The organism is Amycolatopsis ponsaeliensis, from assembly GCF_030182635.1.
In the GTDB taxonomy this organism is placed as follows: domain Bacteria; phylum Actinomycetota; class Actinomycetes; order Mycobacteriales; family Pseudonocardiaceae; genus Amycolatopsis; species Amycolatopsis ponsaeliensis.
The window spans coordinates 87188-102893 of sequence record NZ_JAPZLD010000003.1; the positions used below are offsets into that span (position 1 = coordinate 87188).

General features: G+C 71.1%; 17 protein-coding genes and 1 pseudogene. 11 read left to right on the forward strand and 7 right to left on the reverse strand.

From position 1 onward, the window contains the following. Nucleotides 1-5: 5 nt before the first annotated feature. The gene (locus QQ657_RS05645; RefSeq protein ID WP_284740987.1) at nucleotides 6-701 is read left to right on the forward strand and encodes a response regulator transcription factor; all 696 of its coding nucleotides are present in this window, start codon (nucleotides 6-8) and stop codon (nucleotides 699-701) included. Beyond that, a complete protein-coding gene (locus tag QQ657_RS05650; RefSeq protein WP_284740988.1) occupies nucleotides 698-1354 on the forward strand; it encodes a response regulator in 657 nt (218 codons plus the stop codon). The genes QQ657_RS05645 and QQ657_RS05650 overlap by 4 nt, the downstream gene beginning before the upstream one ends. Nucleotides 1355-1439: 85 nt before the next feature. On the opposite strand, the gene QQ657_RS05655 is transcribed toward QQ657_RS05650, so the two are convergent. Then, nucleotides 1440-2231, reverse strand: a complete 792-nt coding sequence (locus tag QQ657_RS05655; protein WP_284740989.1) for a carbon-nitrogen hydrolase family protein — start codon at nucleotides 2229-2231, stop codon at nucleotides 1440-1442. A gap of 83 nt (nucleotides 2232-2314) precedes the next feature. Between QQ657_RS05655 and hisD the strand changes: the two genes are divergently transcribed. The 3 genes from hisD to hisB are packed head-to-tail and all read left to right on the forward strand — an operon-like array spanning nucleotide 2315 to nucleotide 5333. Further along, nucleotides 2315-3637 carry a histidinol dehydrogenase gene (gene hisD, locus QQ657_RS05660; RefSeq protein ID WP_284740990.1) on the forward strand — a complete coding sequence of 441 codons (1323 nt, stop codon included), beginning with the start codon at nucleotides 2315-2317 and terminating at the stop codon, nucleotides 3635-3637. Then, complete coding sequence (locus QQ657_RS05665; protein WP_284740991.1) at nucleotides 3637-4737, forward strand: histidinol-phosphate transaminase; 1101 nt, start codon at nucleotides 3637-3639, stop codon at nucleotides 4735-4737. Before hisD ends, QQ657_RS05665 begins: the two co-directional genes overlap by 1 nt. Beyond that, nucleotides 4734-5333 (forward strand): imidazoleglycerol-phosphate dehydratase HisB, encoded by a 600-nt coding sequence (gene hisB, locus QQ657_RS05670; protein ID WP_284740992.1) that lies wholly within the window; start codon nucleotides 4734-4736, stop codon nucleotides 5331-5333. Before QQ657_RS05665 ends, hisB begins: the two co-directional genes overlap by 4 nt. Nucleotides 5334-5617: 284 nt before the next feature. On the opposite strand, the pseudogene QQ657_RS05675 reads toward hisB, so the two are convergent. Next, a pseudogene (locus tag QQ657_RS05675) lies at nucleotides 5618-7810 on the reverse strand (MMPL family transporter); the annotation flags it as partial. A 205-nt stretch (nucleotides 7811-8015) separates the two neighbouring features. Between QQ657_RS05675 and QQ657_RS05680 the strand changes: the two are divergent. After that, on the forward strand, nucleotides 8016-8609 hold the full coding sequence (locus QQ657_RS05680; RefSeq protein WP_284740993.1) for a TetR/AcrR family transcriptional regulator: 594 nt from the start codon (nucleotides 8016-8018) through the stop codon (nucleotides 8607-8609). 465 nt (nucleotides 8610-9074) lie between these two features. On the opposite strand, the gene QQ657_RS05685 is transcribed toward QQ657_RS05680, so the two are convergent. Both QQ657_RS05685 and soxR read right to left on the reverse strand, forming a co-directional pair. Continuing rightward, nucleotides 9075-9608 carry an RNA 2'-phosphotransferase gene (locus QQ657_RS05685; protein WP_284740994.1) on the reverse strand — a complete coding sequence of 178 codons (534 nt, stop codon included), beginning with the start codon at nucleotides 9606-9608 and terminating at the stop codon, nucleotides 9075-9077. A gap of 33 nt (nucleotides 9609-9641) precedes the next feature. Beyond that, on the reverse strand, nucleotides 9642-10103 hold the full coding sequence (soxR, locus tag QQ657_RS05690) for a redox-sensitive transcriptional activator SoxR (protein ID WP_284740995.1): 462 nt from the start codon (nucleotides 10101-10103) through the stop codon (nucleotides 9642-9644). A gap of 52 nt (nucleotides 10104-10155) precedes the next feature. Here soxR and QQ657_RS05695 point away from each other — a divergent pair, with 52 nt between their 5' ends. The 4 genes from QQ657_RS05695 (at nucleotide 10156) to QQ657_RS05710 (ending at nucleotide 12715) form a co-directional block, all read left to right on the forward strand. Further along, nucleotides 10156-10845: a thiamine pyrophosphate-binding protein gene (locus QQ657_RS05695; RefSeq protein WP_284740996.1), complete on the forward strand. Its 690-nt coding sequence runs from the start codon at nucleotides 10156-10158 to the stop codon at nucleotides 10843-10845. After that, entirely contained in the window at nucleotides 10845-11735 is an 891-nt protein-coding gene (locus QQ657_RS05700) for a transketolase family protein (RefSeq protein WP_284741279.1), read from the forward strand. Before QQ657_RS05695 ends, QQ657_RS05700 begins: the two co-directional genes overlap by 1 nt. A 70-nt stretch (nucleotides 11736-11805) precedes the next feature. After that, complete coding sequence (locus QQ657_RS05705; RefSeq protein WP_284740997.1) at nucleotides 11806-12276, forward strand: nitroreductase/quinone reductase family protein; 471 nt, start codon at nucleotides 11806-11808, stop codon at nucleotides 12274-12276. A 10-nt stretch (nucleotides 12277-12286) separates the two neighbouring features. Beyond that, nucleotides 12287-12715, forward strand: coding sequence for an NUDIX hydrolase (locus QQ657_RS05710; protein ID WP_284740998.1), 429 nt, complete (start codon nucleotides 12287-12289; stop codon nucleotides 12713-12715). On the opposite strand, the gene QQ657_RS05715 is transcribed toward QQ657_RS05710, so the two are convergent. The 3 genes from QQ657_RS05715 to QQ657_RS05725 are packed head-to-tail and all read right to left on the reverse strand — an operon-like array spanning nucleotide 12701 to nucleotide 14678. Next, entirely contained in the window at nucleotides 12701-13243 is a 543-nt protein-coding gene (locus QQ657_RS05715; RefSeq protein WP_284740999.1) for an NIPSNAP family protein, read from the reverse strand. The two genes, QQ657_RS05710 and QQ657_RS05715, sit on opposite strands and share 15 nt — an antisense overlap. A gap of 37 nt (nucleotides 13244-13280) precedes the next feature. Further along, nucleotides 13281-14453 carry an acyl-CoA dehydrogenase family protein gene (locus tag QQ657_RS05720; RefSeq protein ID WP_284741000.1) on the reverse strand — a complete coding sequence of 391 codons (1173 nt, stop codon included), beginning with the start codon at nucleotides 14451-14453 and terminating at the stop codon, nucleotides 13281-13283. A gap of 48 nt (nucleotides 14454-14501) precedes the next feature. Next, nucleotides 14502-14678, reverse strand: a complete 177-nt coding sequence (locus QQ657_RS05725) for a hypothetical protein (RefSeq protein WP_284741001.1) — start codon at nucleotides 14676-14678, stop codon at nucleotides 14502-14504. Nucleotides 14679-14851: 173 nt separating this feature from the next. Here QQ657_RS05725 and QQ657_RS05730 point away from each other — a divergent pair, with 173 nt between their 5' ends. Beyond that, nucleotides 14852-15706, forward strand: coding sequence for a hypothetical protein (locus QQ657_RS05730; protein ID WP_284741002.1), 855 nt, complete (start codon nucleotides 14852-14854; stop codon nucleotides 15704-15706).

Sequence of the window (15706 nt, forward strand, 5' to 3'; positions counted from 1 at the left end):
TGCACATGACACAAGAGCGCTCGGCAGAAGACGACCTGGACTCCGGCCGCGTCCGGGTCGCGGTCATCGAAGACCACCCGCTGTACCGCGTTTCGGTGGAGCGGGTGCTGGCCGAAGCCGAATTCATCGAGCTCGGGGCGGTGGTCGACTCGGTGGCGAGATTCCACGTCCACCGGCAGCCACCGGGCAGCGTGGTGCTGCTGGACCTGGGCCTGCCCGGCGTCGCCGGGGCGGCGGCGGTCCTGGAGGTCTGCGAACTCGGGCACCACGTGCTCGTGGTCTCCGCGCAGGCGGAGCCCGAAGTCGTGCTGGGGGCGATCGCCGCGGGGGCGCGCGGCTTCCTCTCCAAGGACGTCGACGCGGACGAGCTCCTGATCGCGATCAAGACGGTGGCCGGCGGCGGCGCGTACGTCTCCGCGGTGGTCGCCGGGATGATCATGAAGGACAACGCGGACCGGCCGGCGGTCTCGGCCGACGTCGAGCTGTCGCCGCGCGAGGAACAGGTGCTGCGGCTGGTGGCGGCGGGGGAGCGCGACGTCGACATCGCGCTGATCCTCGGCATCGGCGTCCGGACCGTGCGGGGCTACCTGGACCGCATCCGCGACAAGACCGGCGAACGCCGCCGGCCGGGCCTGGTCAAGGAAGCCATCCGGCGCGGCCTGATCGGCGGCTCCGGCCCGCGGCGCGGCGGCCGCAAATGAGCGACGACGACCAGGCGGCCAAGGCACCCCGGCGGATCCACGTCGGGGTCATCGAGGACCACCCGCTCTACCGGTACGCGCTGACCCGCGTGCTCACCGAGGCCCCGGACATCGAGCTCGGCGCGGTCGCCGACTCGGTGGCCCGGTTCGCGGTCCAGGACCAGCCGGCGGGCAGCGTCGTGGTCCTCGACCTGAAGCTCCGGGGCGTCCAGGACGCGGCCGCGGTCCTGGAAGTCGGCCAGATGGGGCACAAGGTGCTGGTGGTGTCCGCGCACGCGGAACAGCCGGAGGTGCTCGGGGCGATGCAGGCCGGCGCGAAGGGCTTCCTGTCGAAGGACGTCGACGGCGACGAGCTCCTGCGCGCGATCCGCACGATCGCCGACGACAACGCGTACGTGTCGCCGACGCTGGCCGGGATGATCATCCAGGACAGCGAAGAGCGGCACGCGGGCCCGAAGATCGTGCTGTCGGAGCGCGAGAAGCAGGTGCTCCGGCTGGTGGCGGCGGGGGAGCGCGACGTCGACGTGGCGGAGATCCTCAACATCAGCGTCCGCACGGTCCGGTCGTACCTCGACCGGATCCGCGACAAGACGGGCGAGCGCCGCCGCGCGGGCTTCGTCCGGGTCGCGATCCGCGAAGGCCTGCTCCGCTAGCCGTAACTCGCGTGATTGAAGCCGTAACTCGCGAGTTACGGCTTCGATCACGCGAGATCCGGCTCGGATCACGCGAGTTCCGGCTTCAGAGACGCCGGTTGGCCAGGGCTCCCGTTGCCGTGCGGGCTTTGGCCGACACCGCCGGGGCGACGTCCACCAGGAGCGTCTCCGGGCCCGCGCCGGCGGCGGCGTGCACCCGGCCGAAGCCGTCCGCGGCCAGGGAGTACCCGATGCCCGTCGGCGCCTTCGGGTTCACCGTGAGGCCCGTCGCCGCCGGGTCGGCCTGGCCGCACGCCAGCACCCAGCAGCCCGAGTCGAGCGCGCGGGCCCGCACCAGGACCTCCCACTGCTCGCGCTTGCCCTCTCCGGCGCCCCAGGACGCCGGCAGCAGCACGACGTCGGCACCGTCGTCGGCCAGCGCCCGGAACAGCTCCGGGAAGCGCACGTCGTAACACGTCGCGACGCCGAACACGACGCCGTCCAGCTCGAACGTCACCGGGGTCGTGCCCGGCGCCACCGTGTCCGATTCCGCGAAGCCGAACGCGTCGTAGAGGTGGATCTTGTCGTAGCCGCGGTGGTGCCCGCCGCCGGTGACCAGCAGGGTGTTGCGCACCCGCCCGTCCGCCGGGGTGAACATCCCGGCGACGATCACCACGTCGTGCTCGGCCGCGACCGCCGCGACCGCCGACGCCCACGGCCCGTCCAGCGGCTCGGCGACCGCGTCCAAGGGACGGCCGAAGCGCGCCATGGTCGCCTCGGGGAACACGACGATCCGCGCGCCGTCCGCCACCGCGGCCTCCGCCCCGGAGCGAATCAGCTTCAGGTTCGCCTCCGGGTCGTCACCCGAGTTGACCTGGCACAACGCGATTCGCGCCACCGCTGCCTCCTGCATGCTGGGATCTGCCGTCACCGGGGAGTATCGCTGAAAACCCGCTCGGCGTGACCTCGTACCCTGGGGGCATGTTGAACCGCACCGACCTGCGCGGGCAGGTCCCGACCGCCGCCGAACTGCGCGCCACGCTGCCGCGTGCCGAATACGACGTGGACGCGGCGCTGCATCACGTGCGGCCGGTGGTCGAGGCGGTCCGTGACCGCGGTGTCGAAGCGGTCCTCGAGTACACCGAGAAGTTCGACAAGGTCCGCCCCGCGTCGGTGCGGGTGCCGCGGGCGAAGCTCACCGAGGCCCTGGCCCAGCTCGACCCGCAGGTGCGCGCCGCGCTGGAGGAGTCGATCGCCCGCGCCCGCAAGGTGCACGCCGAGCAGCGCCGCACCGACGTCACGACCACCGTCGTCGACGGCGGCACGGTCACCGAGAAGTGGGTGCCGGTCGAGCGCGTCGGCCTGTACGCCCCGGGCGGGCTGGCCGTGTACCCCTCGACCGTGGTGATGAACGTCGTCCCGGCGCAGATCGCCGGCGTCGGCTCCCTGGTCGTCTGCTCGCCGCCGCAGGCCGCGTTCGACGGCCTGCCGCACCCGACCATCCTCGCCGCGGCCGAGCTCCTCGGCGTCGACGAGGTGTGGGCGGCCGGCGGCGCGCAGGCCGTCGCGCTCCTCGCGTACGGCGGCACGGACACCGACGGCGCCGAGCTCGCCCCGGTCGACGTCGTCACCGGGCCGGGCAACATCTACCTCACCGCGGCCAAGCGGCTCCTGCGCGGCCTGATCGGCATCGACGCCGAGGCCGGCCCCACCGAGATCGCGATCCTCGCCGACGAGACGGCCGACCCGGTGCACGTCGCCGCAGACCTGGTCAGCCAGGCCGAGCACGACCCCCTGGCGGCGAGCGTCCTGGTGACGACGTCGGCCGAGCTGGCCGACGCTGTCGACAAGGACCTGGTGAACCGCGTCGCGGCGACGAAGCACTCCGAGCGCGTCGCCGAAGCGCTGGGCGGCAAGCAGTCCGGCGTCATCCTGGTGTCCACAGTGGACGACGGCCTGCGCGTCGTCGACGCGTACGCCGCCGAGCACCTGGAGATCCAGACGGCGGACGCGCGCGCGGTCGCCGCCCGGGTCCGCAACGCGGGCGCGATCTTCGTCGGCGCGTACGCCCCGGTGTCGCTCGGCGACTACTGCGCCGGGTCCAACCACGTCCTGCCCACCGGCGGGTTCGCCCGCCACTCCTCGGGCCTGTCCGTGCAGAGCTTCCTCAAGGGCATCCACGTCGTGGACTACTCCGAGGACGCGCTGCGCGAGGTCGCCGGCCGCGTCGTCGCGCTGGCCAACGCCGAGGACCTGCCCGCGCACGGCGAGGCCGTCACGGCGCGGTTCGGAGGTTCGGTCTGATGACGATCGGCGAAGAGGTCACCCTGGATCAGCTGCCGCTGCGCGAGGATCTGCGCGGCAAGTCGCCGTACGGGGCGCCGCAGCTGGACGTCCCGGTCCGGCTCAACACCAACGAGAACCCGTACCCGCCGCCGCCTTCGCTGGTGGCGGACGTCGCCGAGGCGGTCCGTCTCGAGGCTGCTGAGCTGCACCGCTACCCGGACCGCGACGCCCTCGATCTGCGCCACGACCTGGCCGACTACCTGAGCGTGTCGACGCGGGTCGTGCTGACCGAGGAGAACGTCTGGGCCGCCAACGGGTCCAACGAGGTGCTGCAGCAGATCCTGCAGGCCTTCGGCGGTCCCGGGCGCAGCGCGCTCGGCTTCGAGCCGTCGTACTCGATGCACCCGATCATCGCGTCGGGCACGCGCACCGAGTGGCTCCCGGCGCCGCGCCGCGCCGACTTCACGCTCGACACCGAGGCGGCGGCGTCGGTCATCTCGGAACGGCGGCCGGACATCGTGTTCGTCACCAGCCCGAACAACCCGACGGGCGGCTCGATCCCGCTCGACGAGCTGCGCAGCGTCTTGGACGCGGCCACCGGGATCGTGGTGGTCGACGAGGCGTACGCGGAGTTTTCGTCGCAGCCGAGCGCGGTCGGGCTGCTGGCCGACTACCCGGCGCGACTGATCGTGTCGCGCACGATGAGCAAGGCGTTCGCGTTCGCGGGCGGGCGGCTGGGCTACCTGGCCGCGGCGCCGGCGGTCGTCGACGCGCTGCAGCTGGTGCGGCTGCCGTACCACCTTTCGCGCTTGACGCAGGCGGCCGCGCGGGCGGCGCTGCGGCACGCGGACGCCACTTTGGACAGTGTGCACAAGCTGGCGGCGGAACGCGACCGCGTCGTGGAGGCGTTGGCGGGGCTGGGTTACGACCCCGTGCCGAGCGACTCGAACTTCGTCCTCTTCGGACGGTTTAGCGACCCGCACGCGGCCTGGCAGTCCTATTTGGACAAGGGCGTGCTGATCCGCGAGCCCGGCATCGAAGGACACCTGCGCGTCAGCATCGGCACGCCGGAAGAGAACGACGCCTTCCTCGAGGCGAGTAAGGAAGTTTCGCGATGACCCGCATCGGCAAGATCGAGCGGACCACCAAGGAGTCCTCGATCTCCGTGCAGCTGGACCTCGACGGCACGGGCGAGGTGGACATCTCGACGGGCGTGCCGTTCTACGACCACATGCTGACGGCGTTCGGCGTCCACGGCTCCCTGGACCTCAAGGTCGAGGCGACCGGCGACATCCACATCGACGCGCACCACACGGTGGAGGACACCGCGATCGTGCTGGGGCAGGCGATCCGCCAAGCCCTGGGCGACAAGAGCGGCGTCCGCCGCTTCGGCGACGCGTGGATCCCGATGGACGAAACCCTGGCCCACGCGGCGATCGACGTGTCCGGGCGCCCGTACTGCGTGCACGTGGGCGAGCCGGAGCAGTTCAACACGTTTACGATCGGCGGCAATTACCCGTTCGTGCTGACGCGCCACGTGTTCGACTCGCTGTCGTTCCACGCGCAGATCGCCCTGCACGTGAGGGTGATCCACGGCCGCGACCCGCACCACATCGCGGAGGCGGAGTACAAGGCGGTGGCCCGCGCATTGCGCGCGGCGACGGAGCCGGACCCGCGCGCGGGCGGCATTCCTTCCACGAAGGGCGTTCTGTGAGCAAGGAAGTCGTCGGAGTCCTGTTGCTCGCCCTGGGCGGCTTCCTCGTGGGCGGCGTGTATTCGACCTGGAAGACGGCCAAGTTCATGGCGGGAGTGCTGGGAGTCGCGGCCCTGTTGGCCATCGGCGGCGCGGTCTTCTGGTTCGCCAGCTAGGACCCCAGAACAGCCCCCGCCCTCCCTGGGGGGCGTGCCCTTGTCCAGTCTATCGGCAGCGGCCGACAAAACCCGCGGCCGAAGCCTGGTTGTCCACCACCCCCCCGGGGTGTGGCCCACCCCGCCGCCGCGGCGCGCGCCCACCAGTTCGCGCTCGTCGTGATCCGGCGCCGCGTCCAGGTGCTTGGTGAGCTTCTCGCCCTCGACGTCGACGTCCGGCAGGATCCGGTCCAGCCACTTCGGCAGCCACCACGCGCCGCGGCCGAGCAGGGACATCACGGCCGGTACCAGCGTCATGCGGACCACGAACGCGTCCATCAGCACGCCGAACGCCAGCGCGAAGCCGATCGACTGGATCAGCGTCGACTCCGCCAGCACGAACCCGGCGAACACGCTGATCATGATCAGCGCCGCCGCGACGACCACCCGCGCGCCGTGGCGGAAGCCCGTCACCATCGCCTCCTGCGGCTCCGCGCCGTGGACGTGCTCCTCGCGCATCCGCGTCACCAGGAACACCTGGTAGTCCATCGCCAGCCCGAACAGCACGCCGATCAGCAGGATCGGCAGCATGCTCATGATCGGCCCGGTCGACTCGACGCCGAGCAGGTCCGTCAGCCAGCCCCACTGGAACACCGCGACCACCGCGCCGAACGTCGCCGCGACCGAGCCGAGGAAGCCGATCGTCGCCTTCAGCGGCACCACGACCGAGCGGAACACCAGCATCAGCAGGATGAACGCCAGCCCGACGATCAGGCCGAGGTACGGGAGCATCGCGTCGGACAGCTTCTCCGAGACGTCGATGTTCGCCGCGGTCTGCCCGGTGACGGCCAGCTTCGCGCCGGTCGCGTTCTCCAGCACGCCGGACTCGGCACGGATCGCGGCGACCAGGTCCTCGGTCCGGGTGCTGCTCGGCCCGCTCTTCGGGATCACCGTCAGCAACGCCGTGTCACCGTTCTGGTTGACCCTCGCCGGGGTGACGGCGGCGACGTCGGGCAGCTTCTGGATGTCTGCCGCGGCCTGGCCGAGCGCGGCCTGCCGGTTGGTGCTCGAACCGGTGTCGACGACGACCAGCAGCGGCCCGTTGGACCCTTCGCCGAAGCTGCGGCTGGCGATCTCGTACGCCTTGTGCTGCGTGGATTCCGGCGCGGCGGTGGCGTCGTTGGGCAGGCCGAGCTGCATGCCGAGGGCGGGCAGCGCGACGACGGCCATCCCGGCCAGCGCGACGAGCAGCACCGGCCACCGGTGGCGGGCGACGAACCGCGCCCAACGCTCGCCGTGCGTCGTTTCGACCGGCTTGCGGCGCAAGCGGATCCGCTCGCCGGCGACCCGGGCACCGGCGAAGCCGAGGATCGCGGGCAGCAGCGTCAGGGCGATGACCACGGCGACCGCGACGGTCACTGCCGCGGCGACGCCCATCTGGCCGAGGAACGGGATGCCGATGACGGTCAGGCCGGCCAGCGCGATGATGACGGTCAGCCCGGCGAACACCACGGCCGAGCCGGCGGTGCCGGCGGCGCGGCCCGCGGCCTCCTCGGGGTCGCGGCCGAGCCTGAGTTCGTGCCGGTAGCGCGACACGATGAACAGCGCGTAGTCGATGCCGACGGCGAGCCCGATCATCAGCGCCAGGATCGGCGTGTTCGAGTTCAGCTCGAGGAACCCGGAGGCGAGGAAGATGCCGCCCATCCCGGTGCCGACGCCGATCAGCGCGGTGAGCAGCGGGATCCCGGCGGCGACCAGTGAGCCGAAGGTGATGATCAGCACGACGGCGGCGACCGCGACACCCAGGCCCTCGGTCGCGCCGGTTTCCGGGATGCCCTGCACGGCGTCGCCGCCGAACTCGACGGTGAACCCGGCGTCGCGGGTGGCGTTCGCGGCGTCGAGCAGCGCCTGGCGGTCACTGTCGGTGAGCTCGTACGCCTTCGCGCCGTAGCTGACCTGGGCGAGGGCGACGCGCTTGTCGGGGGAGATCGACTGCGCTTGGAACGGGTCCACGACGACCGCGACCTTCGGCGCCGTCTTCAGCTGCCCGACCAGGGACTCGACGGCGGCCTTGCCCTTCGCGTCGGTCACGGAGGTGCCGGCCGGCGCCTCGATGACGACGCGCGCGGTGGCGCCACCGGCGTTGGCCTGCGGGAACTTCTCGGTCAGCTGGTCGATCGCCCGCTGCGACTCGGTGCCGGGGATCGTCACCGAGTTCGACAGCTGGCCGGACAGCGTGAGGGCACCCAGCCCGAGCGCCACGAGGACGGCCGCCCAGACGGCGGCGACCAGCGCCCGCCGTCGGAAGGACAACCGGCCGAGCCGGTACAGGAAGGTCGCCACGCGTCAGCTCCGTTTCCCCCGAACGGGGTCGGTTCACTCCATCTGATTAGTCGCCACGCTAGCCGATCGGCAAGGGGGCGTCCAAGCCGATCGGCAAGTATGTGACTTGCCGAACAGCAAGTCCGCGGCTAGCCGATCGGCTGGTAAGCGGTTTGCCGATCGACAGGGAGTGACGTACGCTCCGACGGCTCGCTGAGGAGGAAGAATGACCGCCGGCCCGGCCGAGGACACCCGGACCCGACTGCTGCAGACCGCGTTGCGGCTGTTCACCGAACACGGTGTCGAGGGCACGTCGCTGCAGATGATCGCCGACGCGCTCGGGGTCACGAAGGCGGCGGTCTACTACCACTTCAAGACGAAGGCGGAGATCACCGAGGCGGTGGCCGAGCCGGGTGTCCGCGACCTGGACGACCTCGTGCGGCGCGCGGCCGCGCAGAAGCGCCGGGGCGCGCAGGTGGACCTGCTGCTGGAGGGGTTCGTCGACCTGGTGATCCGGCACCGCGCGCTGGTGGCGCTGTTCTCGAGCGACCCGGGCATCGCGCGCGCGATCGAGAAGTCGGCGCACGGCGGCATGGAGGGCTTCGGCCAGGCGTTGCTGGGCATCCTGTCGGGCCCCGACCCGGACGCGACGACGCGGGTCAACGCACTGGTGACGCTGACGGGCATCGCGATGGCCGGCGGTTCCCCCGACCTGGCCCGCCTGGGGGACGAAGAGCTGCGCACGGAACTGCTGGACGTGGGCCGCCGCCTGCTGGGCCGCCCCCGCCGCCGCACGTTCACCCCGGTACCAACAGCCTGACCCCGCAAGACCCCGCCCAATCCCGGTGATGCCCGCCCAATCACGCGAGATGCCCGCCTAATCACGCGAGATGCCCGCCTAATCACGCGAGATGCCCGCCTAATCACGCGAGATGCCCGCCTAATCACGCGAGACGCGCGCCCAATCACGCGAGATGCGCTTCCAGACACGCGAGTTCCGTCTCTGATCACGCGAGAGTCGCGCTCAGTCACGCGAGATCCGGCTTCGATCACGCGAGCCGACCGTCCAGGTACGCGAGCCGACTTTCTGGGTGCGCGAGCCGACGGTCTAAGTACGCGAGTCGCCTCTCTGGGTGCGCGAGCCGACGGTCCAGGTGTGCGGGCCGACCTTCGGGGTGCGCGGGCCGGCCGGTCGGGTGCGCGGGCCGGCCGGTCGGGTACGCGTGTCGTCCGGCCGGTGCGCGAGTTGTCCGGCTGGGTGCGCGAGCCGACCGCTGCTCATGCCTCAGCCGAGGCGGTGGAGGTACTCCGGGGGCACCGACTCCGTCAGCCATACGCCGTTCGCGCTCACCTGGAACGCGTGGCCCGCCGCCGTCATCCCCGCCGCGTCCACTCGGAGGACTACCGGCTTTCCGCGGCGGGCGCCGACCTTTCTTGCCGTGTCGAGGGTTGCCGAAAGGTGGACCGCGTGGCGGTTCATCGGGCGCAGGCCCTCGTGGAAAATCGCGTCGAGGAACTTTGACACCGTGCCGTGGAACAGGACTTCCGGTGGGGTCGCGTTAGCGAGGCCGAGGTCGACCGAAACGCTGTGGCCCTGGCTCGCTCGAATCCGGGTGCCGGTCTCGTCGAATGCGAACCGGCGCTTGTTGTTCGTCTCCACTACTTCGTCGAGCTGTTCGCGGGTGATCTTGAACGCGCGCAGGAGGGGGTCGACCTCGGTCCAGCCGTCGGGGCTGAGGGTGAGGCCGAGGGCGGCGGGGTCGTGGCGCAGGTGGCGCGCCAGCCGCTTGGAGATGCGGGTCATTTCTTTCTCGTTCATTGCCTCCCCAGGATCCCGCGGCAGGCAAGCGATTTAGATGCCGCCCTCGACCGCCGGGCGCAGTTTGCTCGCTCCCGGTCCGAAGCGCGCCAGCTCGTCGTCGTTGTTGTAGAGCGCGCAGCTGCGCAGGGACAAGCACCCGCAGCCGACGCAGCCCGTGAGCCGGTCGCGAAGCCGTTGCAGTGCGTCGATCCGTGCGTCGAGCTCGTGCTGCCAGTCGCGCGACAGCCGCGCCCAGTCGGCCTTCGTCGGCGCGTGGTCGGCGGGCAGCGATGCCAGCGCCGAGCTGATGTCCTCCAGGGAAAGCCCGACCCGTTGCGCCGCGCGGATGAACGCGATCCGACGCAGCACCGAGCGCGGGTAGCGGCGCTGGTTGCCCGCCGACCGCTCCGAGCTGATCAGCCCTTTCTCCTCGTAGAACCGCAGTGCCGTGTGCGGCACCCCGCTGCGGTCCGCCACCTGTCCGATGCTGAGATGTTCAGCGAGCCTCGTCACCAGCTCAGGCTATCCTTGACTTCGAGTTTAGTCGAGGTTGCATCGTCGGAGCATGACCACTGCGACCGAACCGGGCTACGCCGAGCTGCCGCGACTGATCTCGCTGATGACCGGCGACGACAAGCACCACGCCGCCGCGGAGTCCACTGTGGACGTACTGTGGGTGCTCTACGACCGCGTGCTCGACGTCACGCCGGCGAACTTCCGCGAGCCCGACCGCGACCGGTTCCTGCTGTCCAAAGGACACGGTCCGATGGCGTACTACGCCGTGCTCACCGTGAAGGGCTTTCTCGACGAGGCCGAGCTGCCGACGTGGTCCAACGCGCTGTCACGCCTCGGCCACCACCCCGACCGCCGGCGCGTCCCCGGCGTCGAGATCTCCAGCGGCTCCCTCGGCCACGGCCTCCCGATCGCCCTCGGCACGGCGCTGGGCCTGCGCGCCCGCGGGCTGACGTCGAAAGTCGTGACGCTGGTCGGCGACGCCGAGCTCGACGAGGGCTCGAACCACGAAGCGATCGTCGTCGCGGCACGGTTCGGCCTGGAAAACCTGACGACGGTGGTGATCGACAACCGGTCGTCGACGCGCGGCTGGCCGGGAGGCATCGCCCGCCGCTTCGACGTCGAGGGCTGGGAGACGCGCACGGTGTCCGGCCGCGACCACGACGCGCTGCACGAGGCATTCACCACCCCGCATCCGGGACGGCCGCTGGCGGTCGTCGCGGTTGTCGAACCGAAGGGCTGATTTCCGTGAGGGAAACGTTTTTGCGGACGACCGAAGAGATCCTGGACGCCGACCCGGACGTGGCGGTCGTGCTGGCCGACATCTCGGCGGCCCAGCTCGCCGGCGCGGCGCACCGGCACCCGGACCGGGTGATCAACGTGGGCATCCGCGAGCAGCTGCTGGTCAGCACGGGCGCGGGCCTGGCGCTGGCGGGGCTGCGGCCGATCGTGCACACCTTCCCGTCGTTCCTGGTGGAGCGCGCGTTCGAGCAGATCAAGCTGGACTTCTCGCACCAGGACGTGGGTGGGGTCCTGGTGTCGTACGGCGCCTCGTACGACATGCCGACCGCGGGCCGGACGCACCAGTCGCCGGGTGACGTCGCGCTGATGGACTCGCTGCCGGGCTGGACGGTCCACGTTCCCGGGCACGCCGCCGAAGCCCGCCGGTTGCTGCTGGAGTCCGTGCCCGGCGACGGGCGCGTCTACCTGCGGCTTTCGGCGCAGACGAACGCGTCGCCGCATCTCGGCGTCGGGTTCACCCGGCTGCGGTCCGGGTCGTCGGGCGTGGTCGTGGCGGTGGGGCCGATGCTGGACCGGGTGCTGCGGGCGTGTGCGGACCTCGACGTCACGGTGCTGTACGCGTCGACGATCCGGCCGTTCGATTCCGCCGGTCTTCGTTCGGCCGTGCTGGCCGCGTCCGGCTCGGTTGTTCTCGTGGAGCCCTACCTGGCCGGGACTTCGGCGTTCTGGGTGTCGGAGGCGCTGGCGGACCTGCCGCATCGGCTGCGGTCCTTGGGGGTCCGGCGGGACGCGGAGGTCCGGACGTACGGCGGGATCGCCGACCACGATCTGGCGCACGGGCTGGACGCGGGGTCGTTGCGGCTGTCGATCCGGGACTTCCTGGGGGAGTAGGCGCCGGACCGATTCCTTTCGCGGGCGCGGGCGGTCTGCACCGGGTGAGGGCAAGAGACGAAGGAGTGCCATGTCCACCGTGCCATCCGACGAGGACTTCCGGACCTACAACCAGGGCGTCATCAGCGAATTCCGCGCCCGGCACGGCACCGTCAGCCAACCGCCGTTCCCGATCCTGCTGCTGACCACGACCGGGGCGCGCACCGGACGGCGGACGACCGTGCCGCTCGGCTTCGCCGTGGACGACCGGGGCCGCGTCTTCGTGGTCGGCTCCAAGGCGGGCGCCCCCGGGCATCCGGCCTGGTTCCACAACCTGCGAGCCGACCCGGCGGTGACGGTCGAGCTCGGCGACGGCTCCTACCAGGCCCGCGCCGTCGTGACGGCCGGCGAGGAACACGACCGCCTCTACCGCCTGGTTTCCGACGGCACCTCCGCCTACGAGCGGAACACCGACCGGACGTTCCCGGTGATCGTCCTCGACGGCGTTCCGGCCCCAACCCGGTCAGCTCGGGGTCGTGCTCCGGGAGGCGAAGCCCGCTAGCGTGGGCGGCATGGGGTCCAGCATCCGGCCGATCGCGCTCGGCCTGCTCCGGCGGCGCGAGCAGATCCTCGTCTTCGAAGGCCACGACGACGTCAAGGGCGAGACCTACTACCGGCCGCTCGGGGGCGGGGTCGAGTTCGGCGAGCACAGTGAAGACGCCCTCGTGCGCGAGTTCCGCGAGGAGCTCGACGCCGAGGTCGTCGTCAAGGAACGGCTGGGGGTGCTCGAGAACGTCTTCACCTGGCGCGGCAACCCCGGGCACGAGATCGCCTTCGTCTACGAAGCCGCCTTCGTCGACGCCGGCATCTACGCCCGGGACGAGATGAAGATCCTCGACGACCCCGCCACCGCGCGCTGGGTCGACCTCCAGGAATTCCGTGACGGCACCAAGATCCTCTACCCCCACGGGCTCACCGAGCTGCTTTCAACGGAGCAATGAGCGCGACGTCGCCTCCAACCGCTCGCTCGACGGCGAAGCCTCGCGGCTGAGCCACACCGACACCGGGGCGTCGGTGTGGACCGGCAGCTGGGGGAAGGTGTTCTCTGACGGCTCGGTCTCGAACGCCGCGAACGCGGAGGCCGGGGGCGCCGAAGCGGGGGAAACCGTCAGGAACACCTCCGATCCCGGCGGAGGGGAAGCCAGGCCGCGAAGGACCGGACGCAGCAGGTGCACGTCGTCCGAGTCGACCATCGTCGCGTTCGCCGCGTCGCGGTGCGCCTTCCACACCGGGCCGAAGTAGAACTCCTCCAGGGCCGCCTTGCGGTCGGCGAGCGACCGGAAACCCCGCAGCCACAGGAACTCGTCCGGCGACGAAGGCACCCGGAACAACCCGAACAAGTGCGCCCCCGCGGCCTCCTGAGGCTCGACGAACTCGCGCTCGAACAGCTCGATCAGCTCGTCGCGCCGACCCGGGTGCAGCGTGTAGCGGCGCAGTTCCAGCACCGTCTCGAAAGAAGAAAAGTCCACGGACCGGAAGCTACCGGCCACCACCGACAAAAACGGATCAGCGGAACGCGGCCAGCCCCGTCACGGCCTGGCCCAGCGACAGCGCGTGCATCTCTTCGGTGCCCTCGTACGTCAGCACCGTCTCGAGGTTCGCCATGTGCCGCATCACCGGGTACTCCAGCGAAATCCCGTTCGCGCCCAGCATCGAGCGGGCCGTGCGCGCCGCGTCCAGCGCCGAGCGGACGTTCGCCATCTTCCCGAAGCTCACGTGGTTGTGGTGCAGCGTCCCGGCGTCCTTGAGCCGCCCGATCTGCAGCGCCACCAGCCCGGCCCGGTTGACCTCGACCAGCAGGTCGGCGAGCTTGCGCTGCGTCAGCTGGAACCCGGCCAGCGGCTTGCCGAACTGCGACCGCGACAGCGTGTACTCCAGCGCCGCCTCGTAGCAGGCACGAGCCGCGCCGACGACGCCGAACAGGATTCCGTAGCGGGCTTCGTTCAGGCACGACAGCGGCCCGCGCAAGCCCCGGACCTCGGGGAACGCCGCGGAATCGGGGAGCCGGACGCCGTCCAGGACCAGCTCCGCCGTCAGCGAGGCCCGCAGCGACAGCTTGTGCTTGACCTCGTTGGCCGTGAACCCCGGCGTCGACGTCGGGACGACGAAGCCGCGGATCCCGTCGTCGGTCTGGGCCCAGACGACCGCGACGTCGGCGACCGTTCCGTTGGTGATCCACATCTTCGTGCCCGAGAGCACCCAGTCCGACCCGTCGCGCACCGCCCGCGTCCGCATCGAGCCCGGGTCGCTGCCCGCGTCCGGCTCGGTCAGCCCGAAGCAGCCCAGCGCGTCGCCGGTGGCCATCCGCGGCAGCCACTCCTGCCGGTGCTCCTCGCTGCCCCACTTGTGGATCGCGTACATCGCCAGCGAACCCTGCACCGACACGAAGCTCCGCAGCCCCGAGTCGACGGCTTCCAGCTCACGGCACGCGATGCCGTACGCGACCGCGCTCGTGCCGGCGCAGCCGTACCCCTCCAGGTGCATGCCCAGCAGCCCCAGCGAGCCGAAGCCCTTGGCCAGCTCGGCGGCCGGCAGCGCGCCCGATTCGTACCAGTCGGCGACGTGGTCCAGCAGGTGGTCCTTCGCGTACGCGCGGACGGCGTCGCGGATGGCGCGCTCCTCTTCGGCGAGCCCGGCGTCGAGGTCGAGGAAGTCGTGCGGATCAGGGCTGCGACTCATGAGGACTCCCGGGGGACGCGTCGATGCGGCCCCCGCAGGAAACCACAGTCAGGCGTCTGTCCTCCGCGTGGCGTTCGTCACGCGGACAGCAGACGCGGACGGCGAACACCGCGTCCGGATCTGCTGGCGGGGGATCAGCAGCTCGGTGAACTGCGGAAACGGCACACTGTCGATGTCGTCGCGCCAGGCGTGCAGCATCTGGGACAGCAGATCGTCCTCGGACATCTCTTCGCCTCCCTGGCGTCCGGTCGTGCCGGGGTCAGCCCACACGATCGGGTGACTTGATACCCGGTGGCCGGGAGGCTCAAACGTCCTTCTCCAAGATTCTTCCGGCCGAAGACCCCGCCGTGGCAGAATCGCGTCGCCGCCGCCAAGGCCTCTACTTCCGAGGAGCGCACATGCGCGCGGCCAGTCTGCTCGCCCTCACCGTCACCGCCCTGCTCGCGACCACCGGCGTCGCCACGGCGCACGAAAGTTCTTGGCGCCAGGTCGGGCACACGACCGCCGAGAACCGGGTCAGCGGTGAGGGCATCACCACGCTGCGGCTGCCCGGCCACACCCCCGAGATCGTCTACCGCAACGGCGCGACGATCCCGCAGCCGCTCAAGGACGAGGGCTGGGGCCACGTCGGCGACCCGGACTCGCTGCGCGGCTACGTCTTCGACGTCTACCAGGACACCGTCAGCCCCACTCCGGCGACGAAGATGTACCTGGTCACCAAGCCCGACGGGACGACCACGGAGTTCGTCCACCCGCTGCAGGCCGACGAACCCGCGCCCAACGCCAACGCCCAGGTCGCGGCCACCCCCGACGGCCAGTGGCTGGTCTCCGGCCCGCTCGGCGAGATCGACCGCCTCTACGTCTCCGCGACGCCGTTCCTCAACCCCCGCGGCCCGAAGCAGGCCGGCGACCTGCCCATCGCCGCCCGCATTCACCTCGACCACCACATCCGCAGCGCCCAGGGCTGCGACTTCGTCAGCCCGACGCGGCTGATCTGCGCCACCAGCGACCCGTACAACGACCTGTACCCGACCAACCTGCAGCTTCTGCAGATCGACCTCCCGCGGCCTCTCAACGGCCACGACGTCACCGCGAAGGTGCGCGAAATCAGCCAGGTCCCGCTGGTCAGCACCTGCACCGGCACCTTCACCCCGGAAGGCGTCGACTACGACGCCGGCGTGCTGCGCGTGGAGGTCGTGCCGCCGGCGCCGTGCAACACGGTGACCGACGTGTATTCGTTCGAGCGCCGCTGA

Excerpts from the sequence above, each read along its gene's own strand:
- QQ657_RS05645 (WP_284740987.1), top strand. The coding sequence starts at position 6 with ATGACACAAGAGCGCTCGGCAGAAGACGACCTGGACTCCGGCCGCGTC.
- QQ657_RS05650 (WP_284740988.1), top strand. The coding sequence starts at position 698 with ATGAGCGACGACGACCAGGCGGCCAAGGCACCCCGGCGGATCCACGTC.
- hisD (WP_284740990.1), top strand. The coding sequence starts at position 2,315 with ATGTTGAACCGCACCGACCTGCGCGGGCAGGTCCCGACCGCCGCCGAA.
- QQ657_RS05665 (WP_284740991.1), top strand. The coding sequence starts at position 3,637 with ATGACGATCGGCGAAGAGGTCACCCTGGATCAGCTGCCGCTGCGCGAG.
- hisB (WP_284740992.1), top strand. The coding sequence starts at position 4,734 with ATGACCCGCATCGGCAAGATCGAGCGGACCACCAAGGAGTCCTCGATC.
- QQ657_RS05680 (WP_284740993.1), top strand. The coding sequence starts at position 8,016 with ATGACCGCCGGCCCGGCCGAGGACACCCGGACCCGACTGCTGCAGACC.
- QQ657_RS05685 (WP_284740994.1), bottom strand. The coding sequence starts at position 9,608 with ATGAACGAGAAAGAAATGACCCGCATCTCCAAGCGGCTGGCGCGCCAC.
- QQ657_RS05695 (WP_284740996.1), top strand. The coding sequence starts at position 10,156 with ATGACCACTGCGACCGAACCGGGCTACGCCGAGCTGCCGCGACTGATC.
- QQ657_RS05705 (WP_284740997.1), top strand. The coding sequence starts at position 11,806 with ATGTCCACCGTGCCATCCGACGAGGACTTCCGGACCTACAACCAGGGC.
- QQ657_RS05710 (WP_284740998.1), top strand. The coding sequence starts at position 12,287 with ATGGGGTCCAGCATCCGGCCGATCGCGCTCGGCCTGCTCCGGCGGCGC.
- QQ657_RS05720 (WP_284741000.1), bottom strand. The coding sequence starts at position 14,453 with ATGAGTCGCAGCCCTGATCCGCACGACTTCCTCGACCTCGACGCCGGG.
- QQ657_RS05725 (WP_284741001.1), bottom strand. The coding sequence starts at position 14,678 with ATGTCCGAGGACGATCTGCTGTCCCAGATGCTGCACGCCTGGCGCGAC.
- QQ657_RS05730 (WP_284741002.1), top strand. The coding sequence starts at position 14,852 with ATGCGCGCGGCCAGTCTGCTCGCCCTCACCGTCACCGCCCTGCTCGCG.